This window comes from Hymenobacter qilianensis, assembly GCF_014489555.1.
GTDB lineage: Bacteria > Bacteroidota > Bacteroidia > Cytophagales > Hymenobacteraceae > Hymenobacter > Hymenobacter qilianensis.
The window spans coordinates 2,351,080-2,370,557 of sequence record NZ_CP060784.1 but is presented as its reverse complement, the minus strand read 5'-3'; the positions used below and the strand labels follow the sequence as shown (position 1 = coordinate 2,370,557).

The window sequence follows — 19,478 nt, the reverse complement described above, 5'->3', positions numbered from 1 at the left end:
AAAACCTGCGGGCTAAAACGCAGTTGCAAACGTGGCTTTCTTCTTTCTATACCAAGCCTTCGCGCAGTAAATCGTGGAGGTGGATAAAGCCGCTAAACCGTCCAGCATCTGTCACAATGAGCTGCGTGATATTGCGCTTCTGCATGCGAGCCAGCGCTTCGGCAGCAAAGTCTTCAATATCAATAGTAATAGGCGACGGCGTGAGGATGTTGTGCGCTCGAACATCTTCCAGATTAGTGAAGTTGGTGAGCATCCGCCGCAGGTCGCCATCGGTAATGATACCCAACAGGCGCTGGTCACCCTCGCTGAGCACAGCCGTTGCACCCAGTCGCTTGCCCGATATTTCCAGGATGATTTCGCGCAGGGGGGCATTTTCCAGCACTTGTGGCGCCTGATTCTGCCTGCTTAAGTCGCCTACCTTCAGGTAGAGCTTCTTTCCGAGAGTGCCACCCGGATGCAGCCTGGCAAAGTCGGCCGAGGTGAACTCCCGTGACTCCAGCAGACATACTGCCAAGGCATCGCCCAGAGCCAGCGCGGCGGTTGTACTAGTTGTGGGGGCCAAATTGTGGGGGCAGGCCTCGCGGGTAACAGGCGCGTGCAGCACATAGTTGGCCTGCACAGCTAAGTAAGAATCGGCATTGGCAACTAAGGCGGCCAGGGGTACACCTTTGCGCTTCAGTAAGGGCACCAATACTTTTATTTCCGGCGTGTCGCCGCTTTTACTGATGGCAATGACAAAATCTTCTGCTTGAATCATGCCCAGGTCGCCATGAATAGCGTCGGCGGCGTGCATAAACAGGGCCGGAGTACCCGTAGAGTTCAGCGTAGCGACAATTTTGGCCGCGATGTGGGCGCTTTTCCCGATGCCAGTTACCACTACTCTACCACGCAAAGATAGAATTGATTCTATGCATAGTGCAAAATCAGGCGTCCTATCCAAGGCATCTGCTACGCCCTGAATAGCGCTTGCCTCTTCATGGAGTACTTTTTTTGCAATTGAGTTGAGTTCGTTCTGTGGTTTCAATCTAAATTTGATAGTCGGTACCGGGTAATCGGTACCGAGTAGTTGGTTGTTCATCCCGTTGTTGGTTTCAAGCCCTAGGTTGGTCGTGTTGCTTATTTCATGGCGTATATCGTTGCTTCAGCGCTGTATTTAATTGGATAGCAACCAACTACTGTTTAGATAAATACCAAAAAACCATTAGATTGAGAGTTCAACAAGCGGTGTTGTACTCCTGTTCGCAATCCACAACCGAGTAAGTGAGAGAGACCATGCCAGCCCTAAAACAAGTAACAGCGCCCACGGCTGATCTGAAAGGCAAGTTAAAGGAAGTTTTCGGGTACGGCCAGTTCCGCGGCACCCAGGAAGCCGTCATCCAGAACGTCATCGACGGACATAACACCTTCGTTATCATGCCAACTGGGGCGGGGAAGTCGCTCTGTTACCAGTTGCCGGCGCTGGTGTTGCCGGGCACCGCCATCGTGATTTCGCCCTTGATTGCCTTGATGAAAAATCAGGTCGATCAGCTGAATGCTTTTGGCGTGAATGCGCAGTTTCTGAACTCAACGCTATCAAAATCAGAAATTAATCGGGTCAAAAAAGATGTAATCAGTGGTGAGGTGCGCCTGCTGTACGTTGCTCCTGAGTCGCTTACCAAGGACGAAACCATTGACTTCCTGCAAAAGGCTACCATTTCATTCGTAGCCATCGACGAAGCGCACTGCATTTCGGAGTGGGGCCACGATTTCCGGCCCGAGTACCGCAAGATTCGCGGCATCATCGACAACCTGGGGGCAAATGTGCCCATCATTGCGCTCACGGCCACGGCCACGCCCAAAGTGCAGTTGGATATCCAGAAAAACCTGCAAATGGACGACGCTTCGGTGTTCAAAACCTCGTTCAATCGTACCAATCTCTACTACGAAGTCCGGCCGAAGCACAACACCAAGAAGCAGCTGATTCAGTACGTGAAGCAGCACAAAGGCAAAGCAGGCATTGTGTATTGCCTCTCGCGTAAGAAGGTGGAGGAAATTGCGGAGCTGCTCCGAGTGAACGACGTGAAGGCCCTGCCCTACCACGCTGGCCTCGATCCGCAGGTACGGATGGCCAATCAGGATGCGTTTCTGAATGAGGAAGCCGATGTGATTGTGGCCACTATCGCTTTCGGCATGGGCATCGATAAGCCCGATGTGCGTTTTGTCATTCACTACGACACGCCCAAAAGCATAGAAGGCTACTACCAGGAAACGGGCCGGGGCGGCCGCGACGGCCTAGAAGGCAATTGCCTGATGTTCTACAGCTACGACGATATCGTGAAGCTGGAGAAATTCAACAAGGACAAGCCCGTTACGGAGCGCGACAACTCCAAGCTGCTCCTTCAGGAAATGGCCAACTACGCTGATTCGGCGGTATGTCGGCGCAAGCAACTGCTGCACTACTTCGGCGAGTCGTTTGAGAAAGACTGCGGCTTCTGCGACAACTGCAAGCACCCAAAGGAGCGTTTTGAGGCCAAAGATGAAGTGTTGATGGCCCTCAAGGCGGTGGTGCTTACGGAGGAGCGTTTCGGCCTTGAGCACATCGGTACGGTGCTGATGGGCATGAACAATGCACACGTAGAAAGCTACGGCCACAACAAATTGGACGTATATGGACAAGGCAAAGAACATGATGCTGCCTTCTGGCACTCGGTGCTCCGTCAGGTGCTGCTCAATGGCTTTTTAGAAAAGGATATTGAAAATTTTGGGGTCGTAAAAATGAGTCCTAAAGGTCAAGAATTCATCGAAAACCCTCATCCAATCAAGCTCACCAAGGACCACAACTACGACGAGGAGGTTCAGCAGGAGCAGCAACAGGAGGAGGTGCAACAGGCCGCCGGCCACGACGAAGCATTGTTTGAAATGCTGAAGTCTCTGCGCAAGAAAATTGCGAAGGATAAAAACCTGCCTCCTTACGTCTTGTTCCAAGATCCATCGCTGAAGGAAATGGCCACCACCTTTCCCGTCAAGATGGACGACCTCGCCCACGTGGGCGGCGTTGGTCAGGGCAAGGCCATGAAGTTTGGGGGCCTTTTTTGCAGCTGATTCAGAAGTACGTCGAGGATAACGACATCATGACGGCGGCTGATGTAGTGGTAAAATCGGCCGTCAACAAGTCGAAAATCAAGATTTACATCATTCAGCAAATCGACAAGAAGATGGATTTGGAGGAAATTGCTTCTTCTAAAGGCATCGATATGCGTGAGCTGATGGAGGAAATTGAGCACATCTGCTACGCCGGCACCAAGCTTAACCTCAACTACTACATCGACGGCATCCTGGACCACGACCGTCAGGCCGAAATCACGGATTATTTCCTGCAGTCGAATACCGATAATATTGCCGTAGCCCTGAAAGAGCTTGGGCCTGACGAGTACACGGAAGAAGACCTGCGCCTCATGCGCATCAAATTCCTGAGCGAGTACGCCAACTAACTATCATCTTGAGCCACAAAAAAGCCCCCAGACTTATCTGGGGGCTTTTTTGTGCTCTTCTAACGGTATGGTCCGAATCAAAGACCTAGCAATATTCTTCGAACGCGCCTTGCAGGTTATTTACGATGCGCATCGTGTCGCTGCCTTCAATGTGGTAGCGCTCGATCATATGCACCAGCTCGCCGTCTTTAAACAAGGCAATGCAAGGGGAAGAAGGCGGATAAGGCAGCATGTGCTGACGAGCTTTCTCCACCGCTTCGGTTTCCATGCCGGCAAATACCGTCACCAGCTTCGCAGGCTTCTTGTCGGTGCTGGCTAAGGCCATTTTCAGGGCGGGGCGAGCTTTGGCAGCGGCGCAGCCACACACCGAGTTGACGGCTACCAGCACGGTGCCGCTCTGCTCGTTGAGCACTGAATCAACTTCTTCGGGGGTCATAAGCTGCTCGAAGCCGGCCGACGTAAGGTCTTGGCGGATAGGAGCTACCATGTATTCGGGATATGATGCCATGAGATATAGGCTGAAATGGAAAATCAATTGATTGGCCCGAAGGCCGCGCAAAAATACGCAAACTTCGGCGCCGCCTGCACAACCATTATTGGATGACAGTGGTTGCGCCCCATCAAATTTAAATAAAGCGGTGGCTTACCATGTGGCACCTTATCAGTGCTCTTTACAAAGCGTTTTTGTTTAAGCGCGAATCAAATTATTGTTGATTTAATACAATTAAATAAAGTTAATAACCATATACAGGGCTTATTGAACAAATAAAATTATATTTAACACCTGAAAATCATCTATACTGAATAACATGCTACGCATCTATATACTGTTTATTCTGGCTGGTATTGCTGGCACTACCCATGCTCAGGTCGACACTGTGCGTGCCAGCACGCTACCGCCGGCCCAACTTGCCGAGAAGCTTTACAACAGTGGCGTTACGAAATACAACAGCAAGAGCTACCAGGCTGCTATCCAGGATTTTGATAAAGCGCTGGCTGCCCGCCCCGACTTCGCTAAGGCGTATTATAATCGTGCTACTACTCGCTACGAACTAAAAGAATACTCGCAGGCTGTGCAGGATTATGACGCGGCCATCCGATTGGAGCCGACGGGCCATACCTCCTACTTTGGGCGAGGCCAGGCCCGCGAAGCAATGGGCCAGCGTGCTGAAGCCGAGCAAGACTATACAAAAGCCACCGACACCAAAGCCAATTTTGCGCCGGCCTGGTATTATCGGGGAGCATTGCGATTTGAAAAAGGCGAATACCAAGCAGCCAAGACCGACTTTGATCAGGCGTTGAAAGCTGATCCAAACTACGCTTACGCCTACCACGATCGGGCTAGCGCACAGCGGCAGCTCAGCAACTTCACGGCCGCCATTCAGGACTACACAAAGGCCCTGACCCTCCAGCCCGACCTGCTTCCAGCACTGCTGAATAGGGCAGCAACGCGCCGACGGGCCGGCGACTTAAAAGGCGCCTTAGCTGATTACAATGACTACCTGACTAAAAAGACAGATAACGCCATTGCGTACAGCAACCGCGGCAGCGCCCGCTACGAGGCGGCCGACTACCGCGGAGCTGCCGAAGATTTCAGCAAAGCCATCAGCCTCGACGCTTCCTATGCTTTTGCCTGGAATAATCGCGCCGCCGCCTACCTCAAGCTGGAAGACTACAAAAAAGCGGCGGCAGATGCAGGAAAAGCTATTAGTCTCAACCCGCAATATGCGGAAGCCTACCTCAACCGCGGCCACGCACGCGAAATGATCCGCGACGCGGCCGGCGCTTGCCAAGACTGGCGTAAAGCCGCCGAGCTTGGCTTAGAAGCCGCCAGCAGCTATGCAGCAAACTCCGGCTGCGGCAGCGAATAAAGCAGGACAGGTAGCGCAAGCTACACGCCGATAAAAGCCCCCCAGCGCTGACCAGCGCAGAGGAAACCCCATCAGAATAATACAGTACCATAATGTATAAGCTATTTTTATTCACCCTTCTGCTTTTCGGACAAGCAGCGCACGCGCAGAGCGTTGAGTTTAGCAAAGACCGTTTCGGTGACGATAAAGAAGGGCTGAAAGCGGCATTGCGCGAGCTAAAAGAAGGCGACAGCAGCTACGAGATGGACCCGCCCCGCTACGAGCAAGCCCTGCCTCACTACTTGGCTGCTCAGAAGTTTAACCCGGATAATGCGGAGCTGAACCTTAAAATCGGCGATTGCTACCTGCACTCCGGTTTCAAGCCGCGGGCGCTTAGCTTTCTGCAAAAGTCGTATAAGCTGAGCCCTGATGCTGATCCGCGCATTCATTATTTGCTGGGTCGGGGCCTGCACTTGAATGGAAAGTGGCAGGAAGCCATTGCGGAATACAAAGCCGCTCAGCCGGCTACGGGGGCAAAAACACCGCCCCATCCTGGCAGATATTCGCAAGAAGATATCTGAGTGTGAGAACGGGCAAAAAATGAGCAAAAAGCCCGTCCGCGCTTTTATTGATAACGCAGGCCCATCCATAAACTCGCCCTACGCTGACTACAGTCCGGTAATCTCGGCCGATGAATCGGTGCTGATGTTTACCTCGCGCCGCGACAACTCGACCGGAGAGCAGACCGATCCTGAAACCGGCGGCTTCTTCGAAGATATTTACCAAAGCACCCGCACAGGCCAGAAGTGGACGGTGGCCCGCAATCTAAAAGAGCCAATAAACACCGATGGCCACGATGCCACCGTCGGGCTTGCGCCCGACGGGCAGCGTATGCTGGTGTACGTGGAAGACAACGGGGGCGACCTGCACGAAGCAAACCTGCGCGGCGCGGAGTGGCGTAAGCCCCAGCGCTTGGGCGCCCGCATCAACAGCAAAGGCCACGAGTCATCGGCGGCTTATACGCCCGATGGACGCAGCCTGTACTTCGTGAGCGACAAGGAAGGCGGACTAGGCAGCCGCGACATCTACAAAGTGGAGCTGGAAGGCCGCGGCCCGGCCCTGAACCTGGGCTCCGTTATCAATACTCCCTACGGCGAAGAAGGCGTATTCCTGCACCCCGACGGCAAAACAATGTACTTCAGCTCGGAGGGTCATAACTCGATGGGCGGCTACGATATCTTTAAATCGGTGTTTGAAAACGGCAAATGGAGCGCGCCCGAAAACCTCGGCTGGCCCATCAACACCCCCGACGACGATGTGTTTTTTGTAATCTCTGCTTCCGGTCGCCACGGCTACTATTCCAGCTTTCGTGAAGAAGGCCTGGGGGCAAAGACATTTACCAAATCACTTTTCTGGGCCCTGAAAAGCCCCCATGCTATCTCAGGAAGACCAATTGCTGGCTAGTCGGGTACAGCCAGTAAAGGAGACGCTGCTGGCGCCGCCGGTGCCCATCGCCACGGCTCAGGTAACTATTTTGAAAGGTGTGGTGACAGATGATGTCACAAAGCAACCGCTGGAAGCCACAATCGAGGTAATCGATAACCAGCGCAACGAAGTTATTGCTTCCTTTCTGGCCAATGCGCAGTCGGGCCGTTATCTGGTTTCGCTTCCTTCGGGCGTTAACTACGGCATTGTGGTGCGTCAGGAGGGCTACCTGTTTCACTCCGAAAACTTTGATCTGCCAGCCGGCGCGGCTTACGCCGAAGTGGTAAAAGATATTGGCCTCAAAAAGCTGGATGTAGGCGTTAAAGTTGTGCTCAACAATATTTTCTTCGACTTCGATAAGGCCACCTTACGGCGCGAAAGCACCAGTGAATTGGAGCGTTTGCAGAAACTACTGACCGAAGCACCAGCCCTGCGCCTGGAAATCAGCGGCCACACCGACAACGTAGGCCAAGGCGCTTACAACAAGGACTTGTCGCAGCGGCGGGCGAAGGCGGTCGTTGATTATTTGGTGGGCAAAGGCATCGATAAAGCGCGTCTGACTTTCGCCGGCTATGGCGATGCGCAGCCAGTGGCACCAAACGCCACAAAAGCGGGCCGCCAGCTCAACCGGCGCACGGAGTTTAAAGTGACAGGTAAGTAGCCTGACAGGAATCTCTTAAAAAAAGCCCCCAGTGCACTGCTGGGGGGCTTTTTTATGACCTAACGCGGGTTTAGCGCTCATGTTCTGCCTCTTCGGCAGCCTGCGCCTCGGCATTAACTCGTAAGATATTGAGAGTCAAGGCCCAGAGGTCTTCGTATGGAATGATTTCGCTTTCCGCGTACGCATCACCAGGCTGCGGAGCTTCCCGCAAACGGTTGAGCAGACTTTGGCCTTTCTTTTCGCAGGCCTGGGGGGCAAAATCTTCCCGCACAGTCAGCAGCAGCAGCCGAAAGAAGAGCTGACTACGCAAGGTGGCCGGGTCGCGCAAGTGATTCTGCTCATACTTACGCAGCCCTTCCAGACGGGTAAGCAGCGCATCCAGATTACGCTGCCGCAGATAATACAGAAACTGCAGCACCAGAATGGCCACGTTATAGCCTTGCTTATCCCGGCTATAGTCAGGTACGGTTTGAATAAACTGGCTGAACTGTAGCCGCAGAGCAGTTCCCTCGGGCTGAATGAAGTGCAGATACACTTCAAACAGGTCCCACCGCTGAATAGCCGCCGCGCGCTGCTTCCCGTAGTAGGGGTTTTTGCGCGCTAAACGCAGTATTTCGTATGCTTTACTGTACTCCTTGGCATGCAATGCCAGCAGCATATAATGCTCCAAGAAGTAGAACCAGTTGGCTGAGGAAGGATGAAAGTCTTTGATATATTCCTCCGCGAGCCGTAGTCCGTGCTCTACCTGACGACCCCGCAAATGCGCCCACACACTGATAAACTTATTAAATCGGGTGTCAAACCGCTTTTTGTTGACTTTACCTTCTTCAAATAAAGCTTCCGTGGTGCCAGTGATCTTAATGATTTCTTCAAAGTTTCCTGACAGTTCCTCGCGCATCAACTGCAAACGATACACATACTCGAAGGTATTGTAGGTGTTTATTTTGCGGTGCAATGCCTCCATTTTGGTGATGTGTTCAGAGAGCTCATTTAGCAATACGCGCCGCGAACGCACCGTTTGCGCCTGCTCCATCCGAACGCCCAGGTACACATTTTTGGCCTGCTCTTCTACCACTGCTACATTCTGATAGTGAACCAGTTGAGCCGAAATCGTACGATATTGCGTAGGCCTTCTTAACTGTGCATACAAATCGCGCAGGAAGCCTAAACTCATTACTGTATACTGCGTAAACTCGCCATCCAGCGCCAGCCGCAGACACTTTCGCGCCAACCGTTCAGCCAGCTCAAACTCACTTTCTCTGAACAATATATTTGCCTGATGAAACAGCTCTAAGCATTGGAGCTCGTACCGCCTTGAGATCAGATGACGGGGATCTGTATGATCAAGGAAGTATAAGTGGTTGAGCAGCTTCTTCTGTACTCTCGACTTCAGCTTACGGAAAGCAGCCTGATTGGTGGAATTAACCTTGGTATAAAGCGCCTTAACAACCTGAAGCTGGGTAGCCTGTTGCTCACCACCCAGCATCTGCACCAAATCAATTTCTTTATTGGAGGACGATTTTGCGCTAAAATCAATTAGAGGAGGCATGCCAACTCTTCTATCTATAATTATTTTAGCCAGATTACTGATGTCTTCCATAGATAGAGTACAATTTTAGAAAGTCAGATGGGCTTGGTGAGTAATGAGGCAAAGATCCGTGATTTATGCTCCCAAATTAAGCAACCTACCCATAGCAATTGGCCTCCGAGCACAGTTAGTTCATAATTAAACTATATCTTAATTTTATGCTAAAATTGCCATAAACCCCCTGTCCATAGTGCCAATTGCATAAAAAAATTAATATAAATAAGCGTAGATTTGTTTTTTATTATTAATTACACCCAAATTAATATTTATAATATCCTAGTCATATTTTAGCCCTAATCTTCCTTTCTTATCTGTCCCGAACGCCTCACATTTGTGTAGTTCAATGCTTGAACTCTTCACAACTAACTGACACCATGCTAGAATTACTTGCTCTCGCCCTTCTTCAATTTGCTACGCTAGTTTCCTCTCCTACTACTACAACTGCAACTACAAAAGGTGGCAGCAGCGGCTGGAGCGATGGTAATATCTCCGCATCAACTCAGGGCGGCAGCAGCGGCTGGAGCGACGGCAACCTGACGGCTGACGGTGGCAGCAGCGGCTGGAGCGACGGCAACGCTCGCTAGTTTATACATACTAGAAACGCTCGGTAGGCACCTACTGTACCTACCATTTCATACACGCTTCGGGCAAGTTAGCTAAGATACATCTCCACCAGTTGGGGAATCTTAGCTAACTTGCCCGGCGCCGTTTCTACGCGGTTGTTAGCTTATGCGGCGACTAATCTGGGGGCTGGGTCTCTATATTCTTATTGGTTTGTTGCCCGCTTGCAATCCGCAAGCCTCATCTTCTGATGCGGTTCGGGTGCGGTGGGTGCGCGACCCTGAGTCCCTGAATCCACTTATAATTCCTAATGATCTTGCTAATCAAGCCATTGGGTTATTATACCAAAACCTACTGACCGTAGACAACCAAAAGCAGGTGTGGGTACCGTGGCTGGCCGAAAAGCTGCCGGCAGTGCAGCACCAAGACTCGCTCACCCTGCTTACGTATCGGCTCCGTAGTGCTGCCAGATGGGATAATGGACAGCCCATAGTGGCTCAGGATGTGGCCTTTACCCTTAAAGTAATGAACTCTCCGGGTTTGCCGAATGAAGCAGCCCGGACCCGTTTCAGCTTTATTCAGGACGTGCGGCTGGACTCAACCGACGCACGCCAATTTACGCTTGTATGTCGTGGGCGTGCACCTGAGTATGTACATGACTCCGGTGATTATCCTATTCTCCCGGAGTATGCATTAGATCCAAAACGGGAGCTACGTACCATTCCTTTAGCCGTTCTGACCCAGCCCGCTCCGGTTTCTTTAAGTCAATACCCCGTGCTAGCAGATTTTGTGCGGCGCTACAACGCTGCTAATCTGGATAAGAACCCGATGAATCTTCCTGGCTCAGGACCTTATCAATTGACAGCCTGGCGCAGTGGGCAAGCGCTAACCTTTCGCCGTAAAACAAACTGGTGGGCCGACCAGCTGTCCGTACGGCAGCCTCCATTATTAGCAGTCCCAAAACAGATTGACTTTCAAATAATTCCTGATAATGCTACAGCGTTGCTGGCGTTGCGGCGGGGTGACATAGACCTGTATCCAATGGTGCCCGCAAACGAGTTTGACCGGCTTCGTACATCAGAGAACGGCAAGCAAGCGTTGCGCTTCTACACAGCCGATTCCTACGAAATGGTTCTGGCAGGATTTAACACCAGTCGGGCGCCGCTCAACGACCGACTGACCCGCCAGGCCCTAAACTATTTATTTGACATACAAGCACTCATAAAAGCCACCCAAAATGGCATGGCATATCCGAGTGTTGGGCTCATTAATCCACAGGAAAAGGCGTTGTATAATGATAGCCTCCCTCTGCTCACTTTTGCCCCCCAACAGGCAGAAGTACTATTGAGGCAAGCAAACTGGGCACGGCAGGGTGCAGGCAACTGGACACGACCTACGGCTGGGGGGCAAATTCAAGCTCTGGAATTGACTATTACCTATCGGGCAGGTGATGCGACCTTCGAAACCATCGCATTACAGCTCCGCAACGCCGCAGCCCAGATTGGCATTCCCATTCAGTTGAGGCCAACTGAATCAACTCTGCTGCTAAGTAAGCTACGGGCCGGCGACTTTGACATCTACCTGCGTACACTGTCGGGCAATCCCTTTGCCTACGATTTCAGCCCTATCTTACACTCTTCGAGTATTGATATCAGCAACTTTACTCGCTTTGGTACGCCAGCCAGTGACAAGCTTATTAAAGCTATTGTGCGCGAGGAAGACCCCGCCCGGAAAGCACAGCTGCTGCGTAAGTTTCAGGTGATGATGCGAACAGAGAGTCCTATTGTCGTTCTGTTTGTTTATCGCTACCGCCTGGCTGCAGACCGACGTCTTACCAATCTGCGCGTATCGGGCCTACGACCGGGCTACGACATTACAACGATCGAACCGCTGCCGGAAAGCTAAATCAGCATGGGGCGTTTTCTTGTGTACCGACTTCTTCGCACTATTCCAGCCACTTGGGCCATTGTTTCGCTTGTTTTTCTGCTTAGCCGGACGCTCCCTACCGATGTTTTATTAGGCCAAGCCTTAACCGATAAAGGTTTGGGAAGTCGGAGCATCACCGCAGCCGAGCGGGAAGCTACGCTTCTGCGGGTACAGCAACGATTTGGGCTTGCGGGCCCTGTTTTCTACTTTTCCCGCACCCATTCGAATACCGGTACCGTGTGGCAATGGAATGGCACTGACAATCAATACCATCGTTGGCTTAGCAACGCTGTACAAGGCGATTTGGGCCAATCATATCGTAGCGGCCAACCGGTTACAGCCGTCTTAGCTGAGGCACTGCGGTTTACGTTGCCGCTGACCACCAGCGCTGCGTTGCTAGCCACCCTGCTATCGGTTGCTCTGGCCTTGTGGCTCGTGTGCGGTGGACCGGCCTTGCTGCTCAGTATTTTGTATGGAATTGATGCCTTGCCGCTGTTTGTAGTGGCCTTAGGGTTATTGTTATTGCTTGCCAATCCTGATTTTATATCGCTTTTCCCGGCGTATGGCATGGGCCAGCAAGCCACCAAAAATGCCCCTGGAACGTTCAAATCGGCTCTTATCTGTACTATAGCGCGCTCCCGCTAGCTAGTCTGGTTTTAGTGAAGCTGCCCTCCTTGGTTGTGCAGCTCTACGACGCTCTCCGTCATGAATTGGGGGCTAATTATGCAACGACTGCTCGCGCCAAAGGACTTTCGGGGTATCAGGTAGCTACGCGGCATGCCTTGCGCAATGCGATGCTGCCAATCATTGCCTTACTCACCGATTTGCTGCCCGCACTTGTGGCAGGCGCCGTGGTAGTAGAGGTGATTTTTGCGTTGCCTGGTATGGGCCGGCTGCTGGCTGACGCGGCCGCCGCGCATGACTTTCCGGTGCTTGTGGGGGGCGTTTTACTGGTAGCGGTTATGCGCTTGCTTGGGCTTGTTGTAGCTGATATGCTGTACTTTCTGACGGATCCGAGGATTCGCTTGCAGGCATGAGACTGCACAGAAAGGGCTCTGCTGTGCAGATAATTGCAATTGGCTGGCTGCTGCTGATAGCCAGTGTTGGCCTACTGGCGCCGTGGCTCCCCTGGCTTTTTCTCCCGATTCTGTTGACTTAAACAATATAAGCCAGCCTCCATTTTGGCCCCCAATGGCGTTAATCCTTCTCGTCATTGGCTGGGTACTGATGGATTCGGTCGCGATGTGTTAACAGCTTTGGTGTACGGAGCTCGCACCGCGTTATTGGTGAGCTTGCCGGCAGCCTTTGCTGCAACTGTTTTAGGCACTTTTCTGGGCAGCGCAGCCGGTTTCTGGGGTAATTCCGGGCTTCGTATTCCCATTATATACTGGCTGATAACGGGTTTGCTGCTTCTGGGATCAGTAGGATTAGCCTCTGGTTTCACTCAGCTTTGGTGGCCCTTTCTTTTGGTCTTAACGGCAGCAACCGTCATGAGCAAGCCGCTGATGCGCATACCTATGCTACAGCGCTCTTGGCCTTTACCGACTGATCGTCTGGTACTAGGGGCAGCATCGTTGCTGGCTTCCGTGCCTCGTTTGGTGCTTATTCTGGCGTTAGCTGCCGTGCTGGATTCTTCCTTGACAGGCCTGTTTTTGCTCTTGACCTTTACCTATTGGCCCGAACCAGCTCACTTGGTTCGGGCAGAGCTTTTGAGGGTGCGTGCTCTGCCCTACATCGAATCAGCTAGGGCTATTGGCTTGTCTGGGGGGCAAATTTTGTGGCGCCATGCATTGCCAAACGCTTGGCGAACGGTGCGCACAGCCTTTCCTCTCAGCCTTAGCGCCCTCATTGGTTTAGAAACCACACTTTCCTTTCTCGGGGTGGGTCTGCCATCCGAAATGCCTAGTTGGGGCCGCACCTTAGCCGCCGCACGTCTTGACCCGACCGCTTGGTGGCTGGTTATTTTTCCTGCCTTTGTACTAGCCGGAACCACATTAGCGCTTCGCCAACTCACTACTAACAGAATTTCTGCATAATATATATTTTTTCATATGTCACAAAAAGCGACTAATTATTCCTTTCTGGAAGATATATAGCAAAAAGGGGCTTGGTAGCATCATTCTCCAATTGTAAAGTCTCAAATTCATTAAAACCTCATAAAAGGCCAGATATCGCTACAACCAAGCAATTATCAGCGATAGCATAAAGAAGAATAAGTAAAAAATATTCAAATAGTTCAAGTCACAAAAGCAGGTTTGTGTTCCTTTCATCGAGGCCTGTTGCGGTCGTACTATTGTAACGAAGATCGGATAGCGCCTGGAAGCGCTACCGGTTTTTACTCCGCTTGCCTGATCTAAGATTTTATGCCCTCTTTACTTTTGAAACGTCGTCAGGGGTACGCTTTGCGTTACTTATTGATAGAAATGGCGCGGCAATCGGCCCCGCAGATGTCTGATTTTGAAACTATTGATGGAGACTTGGTTCCCTATGCTGTGGCACAATCTGCTTTACGCAGTGGACGGGCAGTTATAGTTGGCAATTTGCTTGTAGGCATGGTCGCCTCAGCAACGGATGGCAATTGGTAAATTAAAATAAATGGTTTCGGCACGCGGCATTTGCTCGCGGCGCTGCCGAAACAATAAAGGTTGTTGCAATAGGTGTGTTAAAAAACCCGCAGGTTCTGCCCGCGGGTTTTTTGCGTTTATGCCTCTCCCGTTTGGCGGGCCAGCAAGGCTATTCCTTCCTGAAAGGTGTGTGGCTTGTAGCCTAGGTCGCGTTGGGCTTTGGTAATGATGAAGCCCGTGCGCGGAGGACGCTTGGCCGGCTGCGTAAACGTACGGCCATCGGCTTTTACAATCAGCGACTTATCGAGTGCAAAATAATCGGCCACCTGCAAGGCCATCTGGTAGGGCGTCAGCAGTTCGCTGCTACTGATATTGTAGATGCCCGTCGCATTATGCTGTGCCACCAGCCAACAACCCTGCGCCAAGTCTTCGGCTAAAGTAGGCGTGCGGAACTGGTCGTCGACAACTTTAATCTCTTTCCCGGCGCGTAGCGAATCGCGCACCCAGAGCACGATGTTGGTGCGGCCATAGTCATGCACGATGCCATAGACAAGCACCGTACGCACAATGGCCCAAGAGCCATGACTGGCTTGCACCGCCCGTTCGGCGGCCAGCTTGCTTTCTCCATAAAAATTGATGGGGCCGGGTGCTTCTTCCTCTGTCAGGGGACCTTTTTCGCCGCTGAATATAAAGTCAGTGCTCACATGGGTAAGGTGAACCTGATGCTGCTCACAGGCCTCCACGAGGTGCTCTACGGCCGTCACATTCTGAAGCCAGCACGACTCCCGGTTCAACTCACACTCGTCCACATTGGTCATCGCAGCCGTGTGAATAACGTGCGTAGGTTTTTCGGTGCTTAGCACCTGCTGTACCTGAGCACGGTTGGTTACATCCAGTGGCACGAAGCGGAGGTCGGGATAATGATCTGCCAGCTTGTTGGCACCACGCGAAGTGGCAATGATTTCGACGCCCTGTTGCTGCCGAAGCAATTCAACCAGTTTCTGGCCTAATAACCCATTAGAACCGGTGAGTAGAATACGCATACACGAATGGATTTTATAGCGGGGGAAATCTTAGTATTGGTACCCGTAGAGCTGCGTGATTTTCTTCTTTTTCAGCTTATCCACCTTCACTGTCATCTTCACATCGGTGGTGGGCCGGTCGCGGGGGCCGGTCGGCTGGGCGGCAATTTTGTCGATTATATCCAACCCACTAATTACCTGCCCGAATACTGTATAAGCACCATCCAAATGCTTGGTACCCTGATGATTCTGAACAATATAAAACTGCGAGGCGCTGCTGGCGCGGGTAGGGTTTATGTAGTCGCCCTGACGAGCGGCAGCTACCGCCCCGAACTTATGCGGTAGCTCAGGCCGAATTTCGGCCGGAATAGGAGCAGCATCAGGCTGACCAGCACCGTCATTGTTAGGATCGGTGTCTTTGGTATTGGGGTCGCCCCCTGAATCATAAAGTCCCGGATAACACGGTGAAAGGTTGTGCCGTCATAGAAGCCGCTTTCAGCCAACTTTAAAAAGTTGGCTTTATGCTGAGGAGTCTGATCGAAGAGAATCAGCTTTATTTCACCCAGATTGGTATTGATCGTGACTACCTGGTCTTTTTTGCTTTTGCGGGGGACTTTTTCAGCCTGAATAACAGGGGAAAGAAGAAATAAAAAAGCCGAAATCAACGTCCAAACGCGGAAATTACTATTCATGACACTAAAAACTGTAGTCGTAATTGGTTGAAATTAGAATGGTTTATCAAATGCCGAATTCGCATTTCAGGCTGAATCAGCTTAAAACGTACTTGACTCCGACTCCCGATGACTGCGAATCTCAGCCAGAATTTGCTTGCCACCACGGCTAAGCACCGTTTCGGCCAAGCTGACGCCCATAGTCTCCGCTTGATCTACGTCGGTGATGGCGCTGATTTCCTCTACGTACTGCTGCCCATCGAGGCTAATGAGGCCACCGTGGAGCTGAAGCAGGCCTTCATCGGTGTAGGTAGCCAGGGCAAAGGATGGAATGCTGCAGCCGCCCTCCATGGTGCGCAGAAACGCTCGCTCGGCGCGTAGGCAAGCGTGCGTGTCCGCGTGGTCCAGAATACCTTGGATAGCCACTTTACGTCCTAAATCCAGGTTCTTGGCGCACTCAATTGCAACGCTTCCCTGGCCGGCCGCCGGCACAAACTGGGTTTCGGGCAGCACGTGCGTAATCAGGTGGTCGTACTCCATGCGGTGCACGCCGGCAAACGCCAGCACCAGCGCATCATATTGGCCTTCTTCCAGCTTGCGCAAACGGGTTTGCAGGTTACCGCGCGCCTCCGCGGTGATGATGTCAGGGTAATAGCGCTTAAGCATGGATCGGCGCCGTGTGCTGCTGGTACCCAGTACAATGTTTGGCTGCTGTAGAGAGAAGCCGGGGTCAAAGCTGACGATTACGTCGTTCACCTTTTCCCGCTCCATGAAGGCCAGCAGTTCCAGATCATCCGGAATGGTGCTTTGCACGTCCTTGGCGCTATGTACCGCGATATCAATAGTGCCATTGCGCAGACTTTCCTCCAGCTCTTCCGTGAACACGCCTTTCGCCCCGATTTTATCGAGGGAGCGATCGAGCACCACGTCGCCTTTGGTGGTGATAATGACGATTTCGGTTTGAAATAACTCCCGCTCCAGGCAGGCCGCTACGTGGTTAGCCTGCCACAGCGCCAATCGGCTACCACGGGTACCAATGCGGATGGGACGATCGAAGAGCGTAGTTTTCAACTAACTATTTATATTAAATACAACTCATTAAAGCTTTCTGGGGGCATTTTTGAATCCGTCAGACATTGGTAAGATCAGCATAGCTATCCTCGGATTGCTTTTACCAACCCCCATCCGTGAGGATATGCAAAGCTACAAATGCCTTCACCAACGCCATGACTATAGCTGGTTTAGCAGCAGCTATAGCTAATTAGCAAACTGTATTTTGCGCGTTTACAGGGCTTAAACAGGCATTTTTAGCAATTCAGCTATCCGCAAAGAGGTGTCCACGAACACCATGCGCGGATTGGCGTTGCGCTCCACGTGGTAGTGAGCATCGTTCAGCTCAGTGGTAATGGACTCAGCATTGCCGGGATGCACAAAGCGGCTGAAGCGCGTTACGAACTGCTGCTCAGCGGCGGGCAGATGCGGGATTAGCTGTGCGTCGAGGCCGTAAAGCAACACTTTGCGCAGTAATCCGAGGGCGTAATGTAAAAACTCCTTCTGATTTTCGCGGCCCATTTTTTGAAACTCGTCGCTTTTTTCCAGCACTTTGGCAAAGTTGTCCTGGAAACACAGGCGCATCCACTCGGTGAAAAAGGCGAAGTAGTCGTTGTCGGGGGCGGTGCGAGCGGCAAGGGCGGCCCCGAGGTTGCCATCGGCTATCTGGGCGAGCTGGCGGGCTTTGGCCTCAAGTATGTGCTGTTCATCGTGCAGATAAGCCGTCAGCTCATCTTCGGTGAATGGGCGCACCACTACGGGCTGCACGCGGCTGATAATGGTGGGCAGGAGCTGTTCGGGCGCGTGGCTTACCAGCAGAAAAATAGTGGCGGCCGGCGGCTCTTCCAGCAGTTTCAGCACGGCGTTGGAGGCAGCCGGATGCATCAGCTCAGGCAGCCAGATTATCACGATTTTGAAGCGCCCCTCAAACGATTTCAGTGATACCAGCTTTAGTAGCTGCAGGCTTTCCTCCTTGGAAATACTGCCCTGCTTGTTCTCAGCCCCAATGTGCTGCATCCAGTCATTGAGTCCCTGGTAAGGATTATCCAGCACGAAGGTGCGCCAGTCGGCGGCAAACTTACTGCTGACCGCATCCTTCGGCACTTGCTTGGTGCTCGTGACGGGCACTATGAAATTCAAATCGGGATGAATCAGCTTATCCATCTTCTGACAAGCCGGGCACTTCCCGCAAGAATCCGCATCGGCGGGGGTACGGCCCTCACAGTTCAGAAATGTAGCATAGGCCAGCGCCAGTCCCAAAGCGGCTGAGCCCTCAGCGCCCCGAAAAAGCTGCGCGTGCGCCACATGCTGCCGCTGCACCGACTGCACCAGCACCTGCTTGACTTTGGTTTGATCCGGAATTTCAGCGAAGCGCATGAACGTAGTCGCTTGGTTTAGTTATTCTATAACTGATGGCTGTATTCCACCAGCCTTCTCCCACACTCTATCCTTGGCCGTTGCCTCAAATACATGCTGCATTATTGCCTGCTCCGTGGTGTCATATTCCAGTTGGCGCCGAGCCATCACGCGCTCGGCCACTTCGGCTACTTTGGGCAGCTTAAACGTTTCGAAGCCGGCTGAGCCACCCCAACTGAAGCTCGGGATAAACGTGCGCGGAAACCCTGCCCCGAAAATATTGGCCCCCACGCCTACCACCGTACCGGTATTAAACATCGTGTTGATGCCGCACTTGCTGTGGTCGCCCATCATGAGGCCGCAGAACTGCTGGCCCGTATTCACGAAACGGCCCGCTGCGTGGCTCCAGATTTTAACCGGCGCGTAGTTGTTCTTGAGGTTGGAAGTATTGGTGTCGGCGCCAAGGTTGCACCACTCTCCTATCACGGAGTTGCCCAGGTAGCCGTCGTGGCCTTTGTTGGCGTAGCCGAAAAAGATAGAATTGCCCACTTCGCCGCCCACTTTGCAGTATGGCCCCACGGTGTTGTCGCCGCGCATTTTGGCGCCTGGGTTGATGTGGGAGCCTTCGCACAAAGCCAGGGGGCCTTTTATGATAGCACCTTCGTGGACTTGGGAGTTTTTGCCCAGATAAATCGGACCATCTTCCGCGTTCAGAATGGCCGCCCGAATCTTCACTCCGGGCTCAATAAAGATGTTTTCGGCCCCGTACACGATGGTATGCGCATCACCAATGGGCTCTGACTTTCGGCCACGAGTAAGCAAGTCGAAATCCTGCCGAATCTCGGCGCCATTGCGCAGAAACAGGTGCCACAACTCACTAATTAACGTGACGGGCTCGGCTACTTCGGTGGTGCTGGCTAAGCCATCCTGAATCAGCTCAGCTACTTTGCTGGCGTCGGGCAGATGAGCAGCCACCAGCAAATCGCCATCGACGAGAGCTTGTCCGGGGGGCAAATTTTGCACCTGTCGCGCCAATAAGTCATCGGGCAGCACGGCACCATTAATTACCAAGGCTGGGCCGCTTACCGCCCCAACCGGAAACTTGGCTTGCAGGTAGGCTTCGGTCAGGTAAAAAACCTCCTGGCTTAGCCGATGCTGCCACTTTTCGGCGATAGTCAGGATGCCGCAACGCAGGGCAGCTACGGGCCGGGTGAATGTGAAGGGCAACAGGCGCGGCCGAATAGCAGGATCGTCGAAGAGTAGGACGTGCATAG

The 19,478-nt window shown here is 52.4% G+C and carries 16 protein-coding genes and 2 pseudogenes; 10 read left to right on the top strand and 8 right to left on the bottom strand.

Annotated elements, in window-relative coordinates:
- Positions 1-46 precede the first annotated feature (46 nt).
- A complete protein-coding gene (locus H9L05_RS11055; protein WP_373285319.1) occupies positions 47-1,024 on the bottom strand; it encodes a KpsF/GutQ family sugar-phosphate isomerase in 978 nt (325 codons plus the stop codon).
- Between the two features lie 248 nt (positions 1,025-1,272).
- Here H9L05_RS11055 and recQ point away from each other — a divergent pair.
- Positions 1,273-3,470: pseudogene (recQ, locus tag H9L05_RS11050) on the top strand (DNA helicase RecQ).
- An 85-nt stretch (positions 3,471-3,555) separates the two neighbouring features.
- On the opposite strand, the gene H9L05_RS11045 reads toward recQ, so the two are convergent.
- A complete protein-coding gene (locus H9L05_RS11045; protein ID WP_133271769.1) occupies positions 3,556-3,978 on the bottom strand; it encodes a BrxA/BrxB family bacilliredoxin in 423 nt (140 codons plus the stop codon).
- 301 nt (positions 3,979-4,279) lie between these two features.
- Between H9L05_RS11045 and H9L05_RS11040 the strand changes: the two genes are divergently transcribed.
- From H9L05_RS11040 to H9L05_RS11025, 4 genes are all read left to right on the top strand, one after another.
- Positions 4,280-5,341 carry a tetratricopeptide repeat protein gene (locus H9L05_RS11040; RefSeq protein WP_187731055.1) on the top strand — a complete coding sequence of 354 codons (1,062 nt, stop codon included), beginning with the start codon at positions 4,280-4,282 and terminating at the stop codon, positions 5,339-5,341.
- 92 nt (positions 5,342-5,433) lie between these two features.
- Positions 5,434-5,901, top strand: coding sequence for a tetratricopeptide repeat protein (locus H9L05_RS11035; RefSeq protein ID WP_187731054.1), 468 nt, complete (start codon positions 5,434-5,436; stop codon positions 5,899-5,901).
- A gap of 19 nt (positions 5,902-5,920) precedes the next feature.
- The gene (locus H9L05_RS11030) at positions 5,921-6,784 is read left to right on the top strand and encodes a TolB family protein (protein ID WP_187731053.1); all 864 of its coding nucleotides are present in this window, start codon (positions 5,921-5,923) and stop codon (positions 6,782-6,784) included.
- Positions 6,753-7,466, top strand: coding sequence for an OmpA family protein (locus tag H9L05_RS11025; protein WP_187731052.1), 714 nt, complete (start codon positions 6,753-6,755; stop codon positions 7,464-7,466). The genes H9L05_RS11030 and H9L05_RS11025 overlap by 32 nt, the downstream gene beginning before the upstream one ends.
- 70 nt (positions 7,467-7,536) lie before the next feature.
- Here H9L05_RS11025 and H9L05_RS11020 read toward each other — a convergent pair whose 3' ends face one another.
- Positions 7,537-9,015 carry a hypothetical protein gene (locus H9L05_RS11020; RefSeq protein ID WP_187731051.1) on the bottom strand — a complete coding sequence of 493 codons (1,479 nt, stop codon included), beginning with the start codon at positions 9,013-9,015 and terminating at the stop codon, positions 7,537-7,539.
- 413 nt (positions 9,016-9,428) lie between these two features.
- Between H9L05_RS11020 and H9L05_RS11015 the strand changes: the two genes are divergently transcribed.
- From H9L05_RS11015 to H9L05_RS10995, 5 genes are all read left to right on the top strand, one after another.
- Positions 9,429-9,638, top strand: coding sequence for a hypothetical protein (locus tag H9L05_RS11015; protein WP_187731050.1), 210 nt, complete (start codon positions 9,429-9,431; stop codon positions 9,636-9,638).
- 145 nt (positions 9,639-9,783) lie between these two features.
- Positions 9,784-11,520 carry an ABC transporter substrate-binding protein gene (locus H9L05_RS11010; RefSeq protein WP_187731049.1) on the top strand — a complete coding sequence of 579 codons (1,737 nt, stop codon included), beginning with the start codon at positions 9,784-9,786 and terminating at the stop codon, positions 11,518-11,520.
- Between the two features lie 6 nt (positions 11,521-11,526).
- Positions 11,527-12,186, top strand: coding sequence for an ABC transporter permease family protein (locus H9L05_RS11005; protein WP_187731048.1), 660 nt, complete (start codon positions 11,527-11,529; stop codon positions 12,184-12,186).
- A 14-nt stretch (positions 12,187-12,200) separates the two neighbouring features.
- A complete protein-coding gene (locus H9L05_RS11000; RefSeq protein ID WP_262892500.1) occupies positions 12,201-12,578 on the top strand; it encodes an ABC transporter permease subunit in 378 nt (125 codons plus the stop codon).
- A 480-nt stretch (positions 12,579-13,058) separates the two neighbouring features.
- The gene (locus tag H9L05_RS10995; RefSeq protein WP_187731047.1) at positions 13,059-13,577 is read left to right on the top strand and encodes an ABC transporter permease; all 519 of its coding nucleotides are present in this window, start codon (positions 13,059-13,061) and stop codon (positions 13,575-13,577) included.
- Between the two features lie 665 nt (positions 13,578-14,242).
- Here H9L05_RS10995 and H9L05_RS10990 read toward each other — a convergent pair.
- The 5 genes and pseudogenes from H9L05_RS10990 to H9L05_RS10970 form a co-directional block, all read right to left on the bottom strand.
- A complete protein-coding gene (locus tag H9L05_RS10990; RefSeq protein ID WP_187731046.1) occupies positions 14,243-15,148 on the bottom strand; it encodes an SDR family oxidoreductase in 906 nt (301 codons plus the stop codon).
- Between the two features lie 30 nt (positions 15,149-15,178).
- A pseudogene (locus tag H9L05_RS10985) lies at positions 15,179-15,819 on the bottom strand (peptidylprolyl isomerase).
- Positions 15,820-15,900: 81 nt separating this feature from the next.
- Positions 15,901-16,869 carry a hydroxymethylbilane synthase gene (gene hemC, locus H9L05_RS10980; protein WP_187731045.1) on the bottom strand — a complete coding sequence of 323 codons (969 nt, stop codon included), beginning with the start codon at positions 16,867-16,869 and terminating at the stop codon, positions 15,901-15,903.
- A gap of 222 nt (positions 16,870-17,091) precedes the next feature.
- Positions 17,092-18,225, bottom strand: coding sequence for a DNA polymerase III subunit (locus tag H9L05_RS10975; protein ID WP_187731044.1), 1,134 nt, complete (start codon positions 18,223-18,225; stop codon positions 17,092-17,094).
- 21 nt (positions 18,226-18,246) lie between these two features.
- Positions 18,247-19,476 carry a GlmU family protein gene (locus tag H9L05_RS10970; protein ID WP_187731043.1) on the bottom strand — a complete coding sequence of 410 codons (1,230 nt, stop codon included), beginning with the start codon at positions 19,474-19,476 and terminating at the stop codon, positions 18,247-18,249.
- Positions 19,477-19,478 lie beyond the last annotated feature (2 nt).

Coding starts and splice junctions, on each gene's coding strand:
- H9L05_RS11045 (WP_133271769.1), bottom strand. CDS start 3,978: ATGGCATCATATCCCGAATACATGGTAGCTCCTATCCGCCAAGACCTT.
- H9L05_RS11040 (WP_187731055.1), top strand. CDS start 4,280: ATGCTACGCATCTATATACTGTTTATTCTGGCTGGTATTGCTGGCACT.
- H9L05_RS11035 (WP_187731054.1), top strand. CDS start 5,434: ATGTATAAGCTATTTTTATTCACCCTTCTGCTTTTCGGACAAGCAGCG.
- H9L05_RS11030 (WP_187731053.1), top strand. CDS start 5,921: ATGAGCAAAAAGCCCGTCCGCGCTTTTATTGATAACGCAGGCCCATCC.
- H9L05_RS11025 (WP_187731052.1), top strand. CDS start 6,753: ATGCTATCTCAGGAAGACCAATTGCTGGCTAGTCGGGTACAGCCAGTA.
- H9L05_RS11020 (WP_187731051.1), bottom strand. CDS start 9,015: ATGCCTCCTCTAATTGATTTTAGCGCAAAATCGTCCTCCAATAAAGAA.
- H9L05_RS11015 (WP_187731050.1), top strand. CDS start 9,429: ATGCTAGAATTACTTGCTCTCGCCCTTCTTCAATTTGCTACGCTAGTT.
- H9L05_RS11010 (WP_187731049.1), top strand. CDS start 9,784: ATGCGGCGACTAATCTGGGGGCTGGGTCTCTATATTCTTATTGGTTTG.
- H9L05_RS11005 (WP_187731048.1), top strand. CDS start 11,527: ATGGGGCGTTTTCTTGTGTACCGACTTCTTCGCACTATTCCAGCCACT.
- H9L05_RS10995 (WP_187731047.1), top strand. CDS start 13,059: ATGCTACAGCGCTCTTGGCCTTTACCGACTGATCGTCTGGTACTAGGG.
- H9L05_RS10990 (WP_187731046.1), bottom strand. CDS start 15,148: ATGCGTATTCTACTCACCGGTTCTAATGGGTTATTAGGCCAGAAACTG.
- H9L05_RS10975 (WP_187731044.1), bottom strand. CDS start 18,225: ATGCGCTTCGCTGAAATTCCGGATCAAACCAAAGTCAAGCAGGTGCTG.
- H9L05_RS10970 (WP_187731043.1), bottom strand. CDS start 19,476: ATGCACGTCCTACTCTTCGACGATCCTGCTATTCGGCCGCGCCTGTTG.